The sequence below is a fragment of the Pseudofrankia saprophytica genome (assembly GCF_000235425.2).
In the GTDB taxonomy this organism is placed as follows: Bacteria; Actinomycetota; Actinomycetes; order Frankiales; family Frankiaceae; genus Pseudofrankia; species Pseudofrankia saprophytica.
The window spans coordinates 5729558-5745336 of sequence record NZ_KI912266.1 but is presented as its reverse complement, the minus strand read 5'-3'; the positions used below and the strand labels follow the sequence as shown (position 1 = coordinate 5745336).

The 15779-nt window shown below is 68.6% G+C and carries 14 protein-coding genes; 2 read left to right on the top strand and 12 right to left on the bottom strand.

Features of this window, described 5'->3' with window-relative positions:
- The first annotated feature begins 8 nt into the window (after positions 1 to 8).
- Positions 9 to 1166: an RNA polymerase sigma factor RpoD gene (rpoD, locus tag FRCN3DRAFT_RS0224225; protein WP_007510895.1), complete on the top strand. Its 1158-nt coding sequence runs from the start codon at positions 9 to 11 to the stop codon at positions 1164 to 1166.
- Positions 1167 to 2505: 1339 nt separating this feature from the next.
- Here the strand turns inward: rpoD and FRCN3DRAFT_RS55285 are convergent.
- Positions 2506 to 2901, bottom strand: a complete 396-nt coding sequence (locus FRCN3DRAFT_RS55285) for a hypothetical protein (protein ID WP_007510896.1) — start codon at positions 2899 to 2901, stop codon at positions 2506 to 2508.
- A gap of 168 nt (positions 2902 to 3069) precedes the next feature.
- Between FRCN3DRAFT_RS55285 and FRCN3DRAFT_RS0224215 the strand changes: the two genes are divergently transcribed.
- Positions 3070 to 3774: a MaoC/PaaZ C-terminal domain-containing protein gene (locus FRCN3DRAFT_RS0224215; RefSeq protein WP_232794126.1), complete on the top strand. Its 705-nt coding sequence runs from the start codon at positions 3070 to 3072 to the stop codon at positions 3772 to 3774.
- Between the two features lie 53 nt (positions 3775 to 3827).
- Here the strand turns inward: FRCN3DRAFT_RS0224215 and FRCN3DRAFT_RS0224210 are convergent, their stop codons facing one another.
- The 11 genes from FRCN3DRAFT_RS0224210 to FRCN3DRAFT_RS0224155 form a co-directional block, all read right to left on the bottom strand.
- Positions 3828 to 4151 carry a hypothetical protein gene (locus FRCN3DRAFT_RS0224210; RefSeq protein ID WP_007510898.1) on the bottom strand — a complete coding sequence of 108 codons (324 nt, stop codon included), beginning with the start codon at positions 4149 to 4151 and terminating at the stop codon, positions 3828 to 3830.
- Positions 4148 to 4726: a hypothetical protein gene (locus FRCN3DRAFT_RS55280; RefSeq protein ID WP_198536029.1), complete on the bottom strand. Its 579-nt coding sequence runs from the start codon at positions 4724 to 4726 to the stop codon at positions 4148 to 4150. The genes FRCN3DRAFT_RS0224210 and FRCN3DRAFT_RS55280 overlap by 4 nt, the downstream gene beginning before the upstream one ends.
- Positions 4727 to 4872: 146 nt before the next feature.
- Positions 4873 to 5781, bottom strand: a complete 909-nt coding sequence (locus FRCN3DRAFT_RS0224200; protein ID WP_007510900.1) for an SDR family NAD(P)-dependent oxidoreductase — start codon at positions 5779 to 5781, stop codon at positions 4873 to 4875.
- Positions 5774 to 6682, bottom strand: coding sequence for a TIGR03619 family F420-dependent LLM class oxidoreductase (locus FRCN3DRAFT_RS0224195; RefSeq protein ID WP_007510901.1), 909 nt, complete (start codon positions 6680 to 6682; stop codon positions 5774 to 5776). The genes FRCN3DRAFT_RS0224200 and FRCN3DRAFT_RS0224195 overlap by 8 nt, the downstream gene beginning before the upstream one ends.
- Positions 6679 to 7464: an SDR family NAD(P)-dependent oxidoreductase gene (locus tag FRCN3DRAFT_RS0224190; protein WP_007510902.1), complete on the bottom strand. Its 786-nt coding sequence runs from the start codon at positions 7462 to 7464 to the stop codon at positions 6679 to 6681. Before FRCN3DRAFT_RS0224190 ends, FRCN3DRAFT_RS0224195 begins: the two co-directional genes overlap by 4 nt.
- On the bottom strand, positions 7461 to 7973 hold the full coding sequence (locus FRCN3DRAFT_RS45970; protein ID WP_007510903.1) for a nuclear transport factor 2 family protein: 513 nt from the start codon (positions 7971 to 7973) through the stop codon (positions 7461 to 7463). The genes FRCN3DRAFT_RS0224190 and FRCN3DRAFT_RS45970 overlap by 4 nt, the downstream gene beginning before the upstream one ends.
- A gap of 452 nt (positions 7974 to 8425) precedes the next feature.
- On the bottom strand, positions 8426 to 8971 hold the full coding sequence (locus tag FRCN3DRAFT_RS0224180) for a TetR/AcrR family transcriptional regulator (protein WP_007510904.1): 546 nt from the start codon (positions 8969 to 8971) through the stop codon (positions 8426 to 8428).
- A gap of 241 nt (positions 8972 to 9212) precedes the next feature.
- On the bottom strand, positions 9213 to 10889 hold the full coding sequence (locus FRCN3DRAFT_RS0224175; protein WP_007510905.1) for an acyl-CoA synthetase: 1677 nt from the start codon (positions 10887 to 10889) through the stop codon (positions 9213 to 9215).
- A gap of 123 nt (positions 10890 to 11012) precedes the next feature.
- Positions 11013 to 12239 (bottom strand): amidohydrolase family protein, encoded by a 1227-nt coding sequence (locus FRCN3DRAFT_RS0224170; RefSeq protein ID WP_007510907.1) that lies wholly within the window; start codon positions 12237 to 12239, stop codon positions 11013 to 11015.
- A 41-nt stretch (positions 12240 to 12280) separates the two neighbouring features.
- Positions 12281 to 13738: a class I adenylate-forming enzyme family protein gene (locus tag FRCN3DRAFT_RS0224165; protein ID WP_007510908.1), complete on the bottom strand. Its 1458-nt coding sequence runs from the start codon at positions 13736 to 13738 to the stop codon at positions 12281 to 12283.
- A 339-nt stretch (positions 13739 to 14077) separates the two neighbouring features.
- On the bottom strand, positions 14078 to 15691 hold the full coding sequence (locus FRCN3DRAFT_RS0224155) for a class I adenylate-forming enzyme family protein (protein ID WP_007510909.1): 1614 nt from the start codon (positions 15689 to 15691) through the stop codon (positions 14078 to 14080).
- Positions 15692 to 15779: the final 88 nt, after the last annotated feature.

The following is a 15779-nucleotide window of genomic DNA, read 5'->3' as shown; positions in this document are numbered from 1 at the left end:
TTCCGTCCATGGCCACTGGCATCGAGCCGCGAGAGGCCCTCGGGAAGCGGATCAAGGATCTCCTCGTCCAAGGTGGGGACACCGGTGTCGCCGCAGCCGCCGACGTGACGACCACCGGGCAGGTGGCCCGCCTACAGCCTGAGCCGACCGAGGCAGTTGCGGGACTACCCACCGACATCGAGATCGTCGATGCTCCGGACGCGGCCCCCGCCGCGAGCCGGCGGCGTGGGCCTGAGAAGCCGGCAAGCGACGCTCCGGCCACTGACCCGGTGCGGGTGTACCTCAGGGACATCGGGAAAGTCGCCTTGCTGACCGCCGAAGGGGAGGTTGATCTCGCCAAGCGGATCGAGGCAGGGGTGTTCGCTGCCCACAAGCTCGCGACCGCGACGGGTGCGACGACCCCGCGGGAACGCCGCGACCTGGAGGCCGTGGAAGCAGACGGGAACATCGCCAAACGCCGGCTGGTCGAGGCCAATCTGCGGCTCGTCGTGTCGGTCGCGAAGCGTTACGTCAGCCGCGGCATGCCCTTCCTGGACGTTGTCCAGGAAGGAAACCTCGGTCTGATCCGCGCGGTCGAGAAGTTCGACTATGCGAAGGGTTTCAAGTTCTCCACCTACGCAACCTGGTGGATCCGGCAGGCGATTTCCCGATCCCTCGCCGATCAGGCGCGCACCATCCGTATCCCGGTGCACCTCGTCGAGATAATCAACCGGCTGGTTCGTGTCCAGCGGCAGCTCGTGTCCGAACTCGGCCGGGACCCGAGTCCGGAGGAGCTCGCGGCGGAGATGGACCTGACGCCGCAGCGGGTCCGGGAAATCCTCATGATCTCCCGGGAGCCGGTGTCACTGGACACGCCGATCGGCGAGGACGCCAGTGCCCATTTCGGCGACCTCATCGAGGACTCGGACGCGGTCGTCCCGTTCGAGGCGGCCACCGTCGGGCTTTTCCAGGAACAGCTCGACGCCGTCCTGCGTACTCTGCCCGACCGGGAACGGCAGGTCGTCCGGCTCCGGTACGGCCTGACAGACGGTCGTCCCAGAACGCTCGAGGAAGTCGGCCACGAGTTCGGGGTCACCCGCGAGCGCATCCGGCAGATCGAATCGAAGGCGCTCGCGAAACTGCGCCACCCTTCACGTTCGGAGAAGCTTCACGGCTACCTGGAATAGCCCAACCCGGGCTGGCGGCCCTCCCTGAACGCCGCCGCCGAGTTCGTGACCCGCCTCGCACCAGCAGCGGCGGCGGCAGCTCGACCGCGAGCTCGACGGTCACGTTCCGTCGCGTCGATCGCCTACGCGTCGCAGCGACGCAGCGAGGTAGTCCCGAGTCGCGCGGGCAGGAACTTACGTGCGGTTATGGGCACGCCCGGTGGTCCCACTTGTGCATGACACTGGCCCCACTTGGCGATCTTCAACGGGCTTGATCGTGAACGAGTCTTGACCCCGCCCCCCCAACCCTCCTCGCAGCCGGGTGTGGTCCTCGCTCGCCGCAGGCCCAGATCCTTCGTCCTCGCTTCGCTGGGGGCGCTCCACCTGGACCTGTGGCTTCGTCGAGGACGCGGCGGCACCTGGGAGGAGGCAGGGGAGCTGCGCCATAACCACCCGAAGGTGGCATCGCGGAGGTGGGTGTCCATTGACAGCGAAGATGACCCACATCCAAGCCTGGCCAGGGCGGGTCAGATTCGACGACAGGCCTTGCTCGTCACGATCGTGGTAACGGCCGACAGCCTGTCGGTCTGTGCCACTGAAGTTGGCCCTGGCGTGAACTCCGTGACGACCGCCGGCACCAGCCCATTCGCAGACATGGTGATTCGGTCCGGTCCAATTTCAGTGGCACGAACTGCTGGCGGGCCCGAAGGGCGCAAGTATGCGATTTCGCTGGTCAGCGCCCGATCGCGTCCCTTTGATATGCGTGGGGGAGACCACCGGAGCGGTCGATGCGTCTGATCGGCTGCGCTGTTGTCGTCGGGGCTGGGCAGGCGCGTGCGGTGGGTCTGGGCCGCGTCTTTTGGGCTGCCAGGCGATGTCGAGTGGGGGAGGGTGCAGACCGCGTGCGGTCGGCCGCAGCTGTTCCTGATGTGCGCATGCGGCGTGAGCGGCGGATGCGGACAGCCCGCGCTGGCCATGACCGTTGTGGGCGTGGATTGGGCGTGGACGCGCTAACACTGACCGGCACGGGCCAACAGCCGGTATCAAAAAACGCCGACAAGAATTTTGAGAACTGCGACGACATAAACATTTTCCATCATTATTCGGCACGTTCCGGCATTTAATATAGCTGGCTCTTAATCCGCGGGTGCGGCTTTCGGTTCCCGACTAGTGGGCCGGCGCGCAGGTCTGTGAACTGCATGTTTGGATCCGCTAAATGATGATCTTGCCTGCGCTTGATCGTGGTGAGCCCTGGGTGGGCGTGATCTTGTGTTCAGGGCTGGATCACAGTCGTGGCCGTTGTGGCGGCCGGTGGCGGGCTGTGGGGTGAGTCTGCTGGTGATCGTTCGCGTGGCTGGCGTCAGCGAGGGCGAGTTGGCGGGTGGCGACGAGTAAGTAGGACGGTGTAGAACCAGGCCTTGTCGGCGCGGAAGTAGTCGTCGTGGCCGGAGGTGGTGTCGACCGCGTTGGAGGCGATGAGCGCGGCCACGACCATGGCTAGGTAGACCCACAGTTCCGTGGTCTTGTAGGAGGCCTTGGTCTCGGTCGCGAGCCTCGTAGAGCTGGCCGAGGCCGACTGGCGACTTTCGACCTGGTGCGGGTCGGCCCGCAGCTGGCCTTGGCCGTCGAGTAGGAGCGTGACGTGGAGCCAGTGCAGGCCCGAGTGCAGGCGAAGTTCGTCATCGAGCGCACCAGGGCCGACTTCGGTCGGGTGGGCTCGACCCCGAGCGCCCTGTGTTGACCAGTAGTTCCGCATGAGAGGCGGGGCGGTGCTCGGATGACCGAGGCTGGAGTGTTTGTCGGGGAGTCGACGGGGCCTTTTCCGGGATCTCTGGATGCCGACCTGATCCGGCGTTACGCCGTGGCTACCGGTGATCGGTCGGCGCGGACGCGGGCCGGCCTGGCAGTGCCAGCGGTCGCGATCGTGACCCAGATCTGGGCGGCGCAGGAGGCCGGCCGAGGGGCGCTGGTCGGCAGGGAGGTACAGGCGTCGGCCTCGGGCGGGGTGCACGGTGAGCACGATGTCGTGCTGCACCGGCCGCTGGTCCCCGGCGAGCCGCTGCGGACCTGGGTGCACGGCTTCGCGGCCCGGCCAGTGGGTCGGAATGCGCTTGTCACGCTGCGCTACTCGACGCTGGACGGGCGTGGCGAGGTTGTCGCCGAGCAGCTGTGGACGACCGTCTACCTGAATGCCACCTGCGGAGCGATCGGACCGCCCGTTCCCGACCATTCCTTTCCTGCCGACGCACGGCAGCGCCCGGTGGGGGAGTACGCGGTGACGGTGGACGCCGACATGCCGCGCCGGTACGCGGAGGTGTCGGGGGACTGGTCGGATCACCACTTCGATGTGGCCGCCGCCCGTCGCGGTGGATTCGACCGGCCGTTCCTGCATGGGCTGTGCACGATGGCGCTGTGTGCGCAGGGCCTCGTCGACGCGGTGGCCGGCGGCGACCCGGACCGGGTCCAGCGGGTCGCGGTGCGGTTCGCCTCACCGGCCTTCGTCGGTGATGATCTGCGGGTCGGTATCTACGAGGCCGGTCCGTTCCGCTACGCATTCGAAGCGGACTCCGCCGGAAGCCCGGTAGTCACGCACGGCCGGTTGGAGCTGCGCGGCGATCGAGTTCGATGAAGAACGGCACGTACGGCCTGGCGAATGTAACTGCGTCGAGGGTGAGGAGCCGTTCAGGTGCGGAGCCCGATCTCGGTGAGGGGCGGTGGCTGGGCGCCGGCGACCGGCGTGGCGGTCTGCTCGAACAGGTAGCAGGCGGTGACCTCGACGCTGTCGGGGTAGGCGGTCGACCGCAGGATCTCGGCGAGTGCCAGCGTGTGCTGCAGCGCGGCCTTGTAGCCGCCGGTGAGATGTACGTCGACGGTGCGTGGCTGGCCTGCTGGCAGCTGGGCGGTGGCCGAGCGGACGGCCCGCAGGACGTCGCCGATCCCGAACGTCGCCAGGCTGAAACCTCGCTCGATGTGCGGGGCGAGGCCGGTGATCCGTACCACGGTCACCCGTCCGCGGGCGAGCGGGTAGTGCCAGGCCGTTTGCGTGAGGCCTTGTCCGGTCGCGGGCGTCGGCACCTGGGGGTGGCGGCGATGTCGACTCTGTCTGGGTCTCCGCCGGCCAGGAATGTGGCCACGAGCAGCGCGGCGCACATTCCGTCTGTGGTCTGGGTCGCGAGCACCACGGCCGCGTCGTCGGGATCGAGCAGCGTCGGCATAGATGTGCCGGTGATCTGGCGGCGGCGGGCGGCGAGTGTGGACACCTCGGCGCTGACCTGAGGCGCCCAGCCCGGGAGGGTCAGGTCGCTGGCGGGTATGGGGAACTGTGCCCGCCATGGGCGGCGACGCTGGCCGGCGGGTCGGTGGCGCCCGCGTGGCTGGTGGCCGCGGCAGGGTCGCTGGGCCAGGGTGGCCAGCAGCATCCGATCGAACGGGGCGTACCGCGGCCGGGCGACCTGGCGATGCAGCACCGCCATCTGATGGCGCAGGACGGCGATCTCGACGTCCTTCTCGTCCGGCCGACCACCGAGACCGGCCGCACCGAGCAGCCTACGGATCAGCAGGAACACGACGGTCGACACCATGGCCCGCATGATCCCTGACGCGTTCGACCAGCTCAGCACCCCTGACCGTCCATTCGCACCCCACAGGCCCTCGAAGACAAGTATTGGGCAGCCACAGGAATGTCCTGAACGAGGTTTCAGCGGCAGGTGAAGGTGACGGCGGCGGGTTACAGGGTGTCGTTCAGGAGTTGGCTGGGCACCAGTTCGTCGAGTTCCTCCTGGGTCCAGGGGGGTGAGGTGCGTGGGTCGCCGCGGAAGATGGAGCGTTCGTCGCGGTAGGGGGACCAGACGCTGATCTTGTTGCCGCCGCTGTTGAAGACCTTGCCGGTGACGGAGGCGGCGACGTCGGAGCAGAGCCAGGCGACGATGGGGGACATGTGGCTGGCCGGTCCGGGTCCGGCCTGGATGTCCTCCCACATCTTGTCGCTGATCTTTCCGTCGCGGTGTGCCTGTTCGAACTGGGGCACCACGAGTTGGGAGAGTCGGCTGGTGGCTCCGGGTGCGAGGCAGTTCGCGGTGACGCCGCGGTGTTGGTACTCCTGGGCGATGGCCTTGGTGAAGGAGATCACTGCGCCCATCGCTCCGGCGAAGATCGGATTGCCGAGGGTTCCGCGCGCGCCTTCGGAGGTGGTGGTGATGAACCGGCCCCAGCCGCGTTCGGCCATCCCTTCCACGGTCGCGCGCGCCAGCCAGAACTTCTGGGAGAGGAAGAGGTCGACGAAGCGGTGGTAGGTCTCGTCGGAGGCGGCCAGGTCGCCCTGGAAGACCGCGCCGGCGCAGGCCACCACGATGTCGACGGGGCCGAAGGCCTCCTGGGCGACGCGCACCGCGTTCTCGCATCCGGCCGCGGTGGCGACTGAGTCGTAGCTCGGCTCGGCCTTGCCGCCGGCGGCGCGGATCTCCTCGACGGTGCCGTCGGCCGCGGAGCGGCTCTGTCCCTGCGCGAACTCGTCGGTTCCGAGATCGTTGACGACGACGGACGCGCCCTGGGCGGCCAGTGCGAGCGCGCAGCCCTTCCCGACGCCGTTTCCGGCGCCCGTCACCAGTGCGACCCTGCCCTGCAGTCTGTCACCCATGTGACCCGTCCCTTCTCTGCGACGATGTCTGTTTCTGGCTGTTGATGGCGGCGAGTGCCTCGAGCTGTTCGAGGTAGTGGGCCAGCGAGTGGTGGACGAACCTGGCGGAGGCGATGGTGGCTCCGGAGGCGGCCAGCACGGCGAGCCCTTCGCGCGCGGCATCCGGTTCCTTGATCGGGTCCAGCGGGTTCTCCGGGCCCAGCACGATCTCGAAATCCACGGGGAGCTCCTCCCGCTGGATCCACTCGTGTGCCTGCGCCGGGGTGATGCCGAAGGGGCACCATCCGTCCGCCAGGGCGACTGCCCGCCGCAGCGACCGCGGCGTGCGGCCACCGACCCACAAGGGCAGCCGTTCCTGCACGGCGCAGGGATCCACCAGGAGGCCGCCGAAGGCGTAATAGTCGCCCTCGTAGGCGGGGGTGAACTGGGAGAGCGACGCGCGCAGCGCGCGCAGCGCGTCGTCGGCCCGTGCCCCGCGGTCGGCGAAGGGCACATCGAGGAGATCGAACTCTTCCTTGAGCGTGCCCACACCGACACCGAGGACCACGCGGCCGCCGCTGATCACGTCGAGGGTGCCGTAGCTCTTGGCGATCTCCAGCGGGTGGTGGTAACCGAGGACCAGCACGCTGGTGGCCAACCGGATGCGCTCGGTGCGGGCAGCGAGGTAGCCGAAGGTCGCCAGTGGGTCGAAGTAGCGGGCGCCGCGGCGGACCGCCTCGGTGGCCGGGACACCGACGTGCTCGCTGCAGGTGAGGTGGTGGTAGCCGAGCCGGTCGGCGGCCTGGGCTATGCGGGCCACGTCGTCGATGGTGGCGGTCTCCTCCCAGCGGGCGTGGGCGCCGGGGAGCATCGTGACGACGGGCGTGGGAACAGACAGCTGCAGGGCGGGTGCGCCGCTCATCCGAGCATCACGCCGCCGGCGTCGACGATGATGGACTGCCCGGTGATGGTGCGGCTCTCGTCGCTGACGAGGAACAGCGCGGTGTTGGCGACGTCGGTGGTGCTGGAGATGTCGCGCAGCGCCGTCCCGGACAGCACCGTCGCGCGGCGGTCGTCGTAGTCGATGCCCTGCTCGGTGGCGGTGCGCCGTACCCAGTTCTGCCACAGCTCGGTGTCGATGCTGCCGGGCACGAGGCAGTTGCAGCGAATCCCGAACTGGCCGACCTCGTTGGCGACCGTCTGGGTGAAGGCGCGCAGCGCCGTCTTCGCGGTCACGTAGTGGGTCTTGCGGGGCATGCCGCGGAAGCTCGCGGTGGAGGAGAAGTTGAGGATGACGCCCGTTCGGCGCTCGAGCATCGACTGCTTGAGGACTTCCCGGGTGCACAGCATCGCCGCCGTGACGTCGATGCCGATCGTGGCGTTCCAGTTCTCGAGGGTCTGTTCCCAGATCCAGGTGTCCTTGCCGGGCGCGGCGGCGTTGTTGCACATGATGTCGACCTGCCCGAACTCCTTCACGGCGCGGGCGACCATCGCGATCACGTCGTCCTCGTTGGTCACGTCGGCCCGCATCGCGACGGCGTCCGGGCCGCAGGCGGCCGCCGCCTCCTGTACCAGCTCCTCGCGCCGGGCGGAGAGGAGCACCTTGGCTCCCTGCTCGACGAAGAGCTTCGCCATCACGGGCCCGAGGCCGGTGCTGGCGCCGGTGATGATCGCGACCTTCCCGGCCAGGCGTCCGGCGGTCATCGGGCGACCGCCTCGGACAGCTCCCGCAGGGTGGCGCCGAGGAGCTCCCGGCCGGCCCCGGTGTCGTCGAGCAGCCGGTTCGTCCGTCGTCGCACCGCCCAGCCACCGTCGTCGCGGGTCAGATCCCAGCGCGCGGCGCTCACCCGCCACAGGTAGTAACGCCCGTCCGCCTCGTCGCGGCGCATGATCAGCGAATAGGTGATCGCGGTCGCCGTGTCACCGTCGACGTCGATCAGCGGCGGTCCCGCCACGTGGGCGACTCCGGCGTGGATCAGGCCCCGATGTCCGTCGGTCAGCAGCATGGCCTCCACGGCTGCCCGGCCCTCGTAGGGCGTGCCGTTCGCGTCCCAGTCGTAGACGCAGTCCTCCCGCCACACCGACGCGGCCAGGTCGGCGAACCCCGCGTCCGCCGCGGGGCCGTACGACAGGATCAGCCGCCCGATCGCCCGCTCATCCTCGACAGCACGTAACCGAGCCTCCAACGCGGCCAGATCTCCCGCGGCAGCCATGGACACCTCCTCATCCCACGGCGGCACCAGCCACCGCCCAGACCGACTCGCCAGCCCCGTCTGGCTTCCCGCCGGGCCCCGCTCGTGCCCGGCGGGGCAGGAACGGTCCGTCACGAAGTCGCCAAGGGGTGTCGATTAAATATTGACGTCAATATTGAGATACGCCGGTGAACGCTGGCTGCGACGTGCCGCCCAACCCGAGACCGGAGCGTACCCGAGGATGGGACAACATTGCGAGAGTGTCCGATCCTTTCGCATGATGCCGTGGTGCGGCGGCCCGCGCCAGCGACACCGAGGAGCCGGAGGTGCGGGGTGATCAGAGTGAAGACAACGTCGTCAACTACCCGGAACTTCGTTCGGTGCCGGGTGTCCTTCAGGTGCCGGGTGTAACCGGCGAGTGGCTCTACGGCTTGACCGACAGGGGGTTCCCAAGGTCGGCTCCTCGCCGACACTCAGCGCCGGGGGAGGAGCCCGGGCACGACGTAATTCTCGACGAACTCGCGCTTCGCCCGGTCCGGGCGCTGCGTCCACGGTGGTCCCAGCAGCAGCAAGGCCACGGTGTTCATCCACCGGCTCGTCTCTCGGAGGTCGAGATCCCCTCGGAGCTGACCCTCGGCCCGCCACCGGGCCAGGAGCGGGCCGAGATGCTGGTGGAAGGCGTCGACGACCGCCTCGGACCGCAACTCCAGCGAGGTGACCAACCACCGGCTGTCCGTCGCGAACATCGCCTCGTTGAGCGGATCACCCGCCACCAGACCGACCGAATGCATGATCAGATCGACGACGGACCGAGCCGCGTCGTCCGGGTGCTCCAGCATCCCGAGGACCCGCCGCATCCCGGCATCGACACGGCTGAGGATCACACCAAGAACCAGCTCGTCGCGCGACCTGAAATAGCGATAGACCGTGGACCTGGCCACCGCGGCTTCCCTGGCGACATCATCGACCGTCAGCCGCGTCGTGCCCCGAGCAACGAGACACCGCCCCGCCGCCGCCACCAGACGACGCCTCGCCTCATCGTCATCCACGAGCGCCGTCTCGCTACCCCACCGCACCCGGCCCCCCGAACCCACGCCGGACGACCTGGCCTTCTCGGACGACACAACGCCCGATCCTACGAGACCCCCACGTAGCGTCGTTGCGATCATGCTGCGACACGCTCCACCCAGGAGGACCGTGGTGACCGCTGGCGACGTCCCAGGTTGGTGCATCCGGCCGGCCCGGCGCATCGCGGCCTGTTCAACTCGCCGCGGCGGCGACCTTGACGGCCCAGCGGTAGTCGGCTTTCCCCGCGGCCGTCCGCTGGACCGCGTCGACGAACACCCAGGCCTTGGGGAGCTTGTAGCGGGCGATGTGCCGGGCGGCTTCCGAAGCGAGATCGCTCTCGGAAACGGAGGCGCCGCGGTGCAGGTGAACGATCGCGACGACCTCCTGGCCCCATCGCTGCGACGGCCGCGAGGCGACCACCACGTCGGAGACGTCGGGATGGGCGATGATCGCTGCCTCGACCTCCTCGCTGAAGATCTTCTCTCCACCCGAGTTGATGGTCATCGAGTCGCGGCCCAGGAGTTTGATCGTGCCGTCGGCGAGCCGCTGGGCGCGGTCGCCGGGTACCACCATCCGCTCGCCGGCGACGATGGGGAAGGCCTGAGCCGTCTTCACCGGATCACCGAGATACCCGAGAGGGATGTCGCCCCGCTTCGCGAGCCAGCCGACCTCGTCGTCTCCGGGACCGAGCACCCGGGCGAAGTCGGCGGACACGACCACAGAGCCCTCGGTGGGCGAGAAGGTGCCGGTCGAACTCGTGCCGCCCGCGGTAGTCGTCTGTACGGCCTGACCGCCCCCTTCTGACGATCCGACGCTCTCGATGAGCCTCACCTGGGGCATGCGGGCGAGCAGCCGTGTTTTCACCGGCGGGGTCAGCGCCGTTCCGCCGGACAGGACCGTGCGTAGCGACGACAGGTCGTAGCTCCCGCGTTCCATCTCCTCGACGATCGGGCGAGCGAATGCGTCGCCAATCATCTGGAGATACGTCACCTTCTCCCGGTGGATAGCGGAGCAGATGTCGGCTGGGTCGAGGCGTTCGACATTGTCCTGGATCACCACGGTCCCGCCCTGGTTCAGGCCGAGAAACGCCGTCCAGTGGCCGGCGCCGTGCATGTACGGGGACGCCGCGAGCACCACCTGTGGTGCGATGTTCGTCGCCGCGAACTCGGCAAGTTCGTCGAGTGTCCGCCACGGTTGCCGGGTGAGCGGGTTCCGTCCTCCCATGGCCGTGCGATGGATGTCGGCCTGTCGCCACAGGACGCCCTTGGGCATCCCGGTGGTGCCGCCGGTGTAGACGAGGTACAGGTCGTCGGGGGACCAGTCCGGCGCCCACTCGGGCAGGGTGGCGGGGGCCTGGGCGAGTGCCTGCTCGTACCACTCGGAGCCGGGGAGCAGCTCGTTGCCGGAGCCGTCGGCCACCTGCAGCCGGACCCGCAGTTCAGGCAGATCGGGCAGCACCTCGGCCAGCGTCGGAGCGAATGCCGAGTGGTACACGACTGCCTTCGCGGCGCTGTCCCGAAGGACGTGGCGCAGTTCCTCGGCGACGTATCGGTAGTTCACGTTCACCGGGACGACCCGTGCCTTGAACGCCCCGAGCATCGCCTCCAGGTACTCGTTGCCGTTGTAGGCGTAGACGGCGAGATGATCCTGGTGGGATTCGTGCGTGCTCGGTCCGCCGTGTCCCGTCGGGCGAGCGCCGAGGCCGCGATCGGCCAGGACGTGCGCGAGCTGCCGGGTGCGGGCGGCCAGCTGCGCGTGGGTGAACCTCCGGTCGCGGAAGACGATCGAGGCTCGATCGGGTACCCGCTCGGCAACGGCTTCGTTCACCGTCGCGAGGTTGTATTGGGGTGTCGTCGTCTCGGTGGTCATCGGCGCCTCGGCACGGTGTCGACGTTGACATTGATGTGATCGGCGGAAAATTCGATCTTGGTCGGGACCGGGAAAGTTTCGATGCCGCCCACTCACCCTCCAACCCGGTGCGTCAAATCACCGTCAGAGCACCTTTGCCAGTGGGTCGACACCCATGATCGTGGACAGGTTCCCGCCCATGATCTTCCGCTGTGCCGGCTCCGGCAGGCCGTCGATCTCGTCGATGAACGTGACCGGGTCGAACAGGCCCTCCGGGTGCGGGTAGTCGGACCCGAAGAGCACATTGTCGGCGCCCAGGACGTCTACCAGCCCCAGGACGTCCTCCTCGTGGAAGGGATGGACGAAGACGGACCGCCGCCAGGTCACCATCGGGTCTTCGTCGAAGAGGTCTGGCTGGCGGTCGTAGATCTTCTCGAACTGCGCGACCAGCGGGCGGACCCAGGAGCTTCCGTTCTCGACCGGCATGAAGCGCAGCTTCGGGAAGCGGGTCGCCAATCCGTGTCCGATGATCGACGTGACGACATCCTTGATCGTGCGGTGTTCGTTGGCCACCACCGCGGTGAAGGCGGACATCTTCGTCTTGAACGGCAGGAACTCCGAACGGTATCCCTCCCACTCGTTCAGGTAACGCTGGAATCCGTCGTCGGAGGCGTGCATGCCGACGGCGACGCCTGACTCCTCGACCCGCTTCCAGAAGGGGTCGAACTCCGGCAGAGCGAAGGACCGGCGCCGTCCGCTGTCGCTCGGGACGGGCGCGGGACGGACCAGGATCGCCTTCGCGCCCCGCTCGACGACCCAGTCCAGCTCCCGTATCGCCTCGTCCAGCAGCGGCAGCGTGATGATCGGAGTCGGGAAGATCCGGTTCTCGAAGTTGAACGTCCAGTGCTCGTGCATCCACTGGTTCAACGCTCGGACCACGACGACGGTGGCCTCGGCGTCGTCCGCGAGGCGCTCCTCGAGCAGGCTCGCCAGGGTCGGCCACATCATCGCCCGATCGATGCTGAGCTCGTTCATGAGCTCGAGGCGGTCCGCCGGGTTGAAGTAGGCCGGGATCGACGGGACGTGCCGCGGCGGCGGGGCGACCTCGATGTCGCCGGCCTTCGTCTTCGACGACGGGTTCTTCAACCGGAACTCGAGTTCCTGCGCTCCCGGCGGCGCGACCACGTTGAAGGTCGGGTTCGGGATGTACTCGGAGATGGTGTTCTTGAGGGCGATCTTCGTCCGGCCGTTCACCTCAACGTACTTCACGAGCCCGGCGTGGGTCGCCGGAAGGTATTTGGTGAACGCGTCCGTGGTCTCGTACATGTGATTGTCGGCGTCGAACACCGGAAACGCGATGGATCTCGACATGACGGCCTCCTGGGAGAAGTGTGGAAGAACGGCTGGGCGGTTCAGCCGCCGCGGGCCTGGACGAGGGTGCCGCGGTTGACCTTGGTGGCCTCGCTGCGGGGGATCGCGTCGACGATCTCGATGGTCTTGGGAACCTTGTAGGGGGCGAGGCGGCTCTTGGCGTAGCCGATGATCTCGGCCGCGGCCGGTGGGGCGCCCGGGTGGGTGGGTTCGATGATGGCGTGGACGCGGCGGCCCCATTCGGGATCGCGGAGCCCCACGACGACGATGTCGGCGATGTCGGGATGGTCGATGAGGGCGGCCTCGACCTCGGCGGGGTAGACGTTGGCGCCGCCGGTGATGATGAGGTCGACGCGTCGGTCGATGAGGTGGAGGTAGCCCTCGGCGTCGAGATAGCCCATGTCGCCGGCGGTCTGGAAGCCGTCGTGCGTCGTCTTCATGCGGGGGGCATTGCCGAGGTACTGGTAGCCGCGAGAGGAGGCCGACCGCAGGTAGATCTCCCCGACCTCGCCGGAGGGCAGTTCGGTGCCGTCGGCATCGAGGACGCGTACCTCGGTGCCGGCGAAGCCGCGGCCGACGCTGCCGGGATGGTTCATCCATTCGTCGCCGCGTAGCGCGGTGAGGCCGAGTCCCTCGGTCATGCCGTAGGCCATGAGGATCCGCTCGGCGCCGATCAGCTTCGCCCACCGGTGCACCAGGGAAGCCGGCATCGGCGCCGCGCCCTGCATGATCCAGTGGATGCTGGACAGGTCGCGGCCGTCGATTCCGGGGAGGTCGGCAATCCGCTGGAGCATGGTCGGCGTGGCGGTGAAGTGACTGATCCGGTGCCGCTCGATGACGTCGACGACACGCGTCGCGTCGAATTTCTCCATCAGGACCAACTGGTCACCACCGAGCAGGTTGTGCAGGGTCGTGAAACCGTTGGCGTGGTACATCGGCGCGGGCACGAGGATCGTCTGGGGACGGGGCACCGGTCCCCACGACTGTGCGAACGGCGTGGCCAGCCTTTCGTCGTACAACGACGGCCGGCTGGTCAGGATCACCTTCGGCGTGCCGGTCGAGCCGCTGCTGCAGATGCCGTTCACCTGAGGTGAGACCCTGTCAGGCAGCTCCGGAACAGGTGCCTGTGCCGTCGCGTCGATCCAGTCGAGGTCGGTCGCGCTCAGGTAGATCCGCGGCGCGATGACCTCTCGGACTCGGGCCAGCTCCCAGTCGGGTACGTCCCAGCGCACCGGTACCGGTACCGCGCCGACCTTCCAGGCCGCCAGCGCGGCCACCACGAACTGAGGCGTGTTGCGCAGACCGAGTGCCAGGTTGTCGCCCAGGTCGAGGCCGCGCTCGACGAGCGCGGCGGCGAGCTGGCTCGACCGCCGGTCCAGCCATGCCCAGGTGAACGCCGGCTCACCACCCTCCAACGCGATATGCCGCAATGCGATCTCGTCGGGATGCTCGTCGGCGAGCTGGCGGATGCGGCGGGCGTTACTTACCTCGGACTCCACGAGGTTGTCTCCTATCCGGTTCCAGCGAAGGTCGCGCTCACGGGATCGAGGCGCGGCTTGACCGGCTCCTCGACGGCGAAGGCGCCGCTGCCCGCTCGGCTCGGGACGTCGCGAGTCATCGTTCTCGAAGTCGAGGTTGACGTCAACATAGAGTCCCGCGCAAGCGACTCCACATGATCGCCCGTAGGTGGTGGCGATCCCGCGTCAGTGTGGATCTCTGGTCGCGTGCCCAGGCCCGGGCCCGTCCGCCGCCGCAGACCGTCACCGCGGCGACCAGGATCGCCGCCATGACCTTCGGTTGCCGGCTCCGGACCGCTATCTCGTCCGCCTCCGGGCTGTTTACGCGCGGCGTAGGCGGGCAGCCAGGTCGTTGGTCTTGGCCGGGGACTCCATGACCAGTCGCGAACGGATGACCTTTCCGGAGGCGGTCCGGGGGAGTGGTCCGTCCCAGCGGGCCAGTTGCTCGGGCAGCTTGCGTTTGGCGATTCCCCACGAGAGCAGGTGCGCGACGACGTCGTCGAGGGTGACCGCGGTGTCATCGGCTTCCAGCACGGCCACCGCCAGTCGCTCGCCGGTGTCCGGGTCGGGCATGGCGAAGGAGGCGTACTCCTCGACGCCTGGAAGCGCCGCCAGCGCGGCGTCGATCTCGGTCAGCGAGATCTTCAGGCCGTTGCGGTTGACGACCTCCTTGAGCCGGCCGACGACGGTCAGCCTGCCCCGATGGGCTTCGATCTGGTCACCACTTCGGTACCAGCCGTCTTCGAAGGCGGAACTGTCGTCCGCTGCGTCGAGGTAGCCGAGGAAAAGGCTAGGCCCGCGCAGCAGCCCCTCCCGCTGATGGCGCGTGGAGCCGATCCGCAGCTCGCTGCCAGGCATGAGCGCACCGTCATCGGACAGCCGTCGCTCGCGGTCGTCCGTGGCCAGGCTGCCCGAGAAGTTGGGTGCCTCGGACGAGCCGTAGACCCGGGCGATCTCGATGCCGAACGCGTCGGTCGCGAGCTCCAGCAGCGGGCGCGGCAGCATCGCGCCGCCGAGCGCGAGGGTCCGGAGGGTGACGCCGCCGTTCGCGCCGTCGCTGGCGGCGCGCAGCAGGCGTTCGGCGATGACGGGCGCGCCGCCCAGCAAGGTCGCGCCCACAGCCGCCATCCTCCGCAGCGTTCCCCGCGGCTCGAAGCGGTCCTCGAGCGCCAGCGTCGCGTGCTGGTCGGCGGCCAGGTGGACCTGCATCAGGCCGGTGATGCTGGTCAGCGGGCTGACGAGGAACGCCACCGTGCGCTCGTCGGCGGCGGTGATGCGGGCCATGTTGCTGGCGCCGGCGGTCAGCGTGTTCAGCGAATGAGCGACGCCCTTCGGGCGTCCAGTGGTGCCCGAGCTGAACAGGATCACCGCAGCGCGGTCGCGGTCTGGCTCGGCCCTCGGCGTCGATGGCGCCGCCGGAAGCACTGCTGGACGCGGTTCGCCACCAAAGATTTCCAACGGCGTGGTGTCGACGGCGACCAGCCCGTTCTCCAGACGTCCGGCCTCCTCCGAGGAAACGATCACCCGTCGCCGTGCCGGCAGGACGCCGAGCGCGTCCCGGACGTCGGCGACGCCACACCGGCGGTCGAGCACCGCGACCGTCGCGCCGATGCGCAGGAGGGCGTGGTAGGCGATCACGCCATGCCTGGTGTTACCGCTGATCAGGATGACGCCGTCGCCCGCGCCGATGTCTCGTGTGCCGAGCGTGGCGACCCCCTGGACGATCTCCGAGGCCAGCTGCGCCCAGGAGAGCTGCCCTTCACCATCCACCAGCGCCGCCGCGTGGGGACGGCGTTCGGCCGCGGCCTCGATCCCATCCGTGAGGACACGGTTGTCCCAGAGACCGTCCGCCCGATGCCGCAGGACGCGTTCGGAGGCCGCGCGAGGAAAGCTGTCGGGGACAGGCGCCGAAGCCCGTCCGGTTGTGGCGTCCATCTGTCAGTTCCTCCGTTCAACTCGCGGCGTCGCCAGGCTGTGGCCGACATCGTCGTGCGGCACCCGCGCGCTCAGGGCTTCCCGCCGG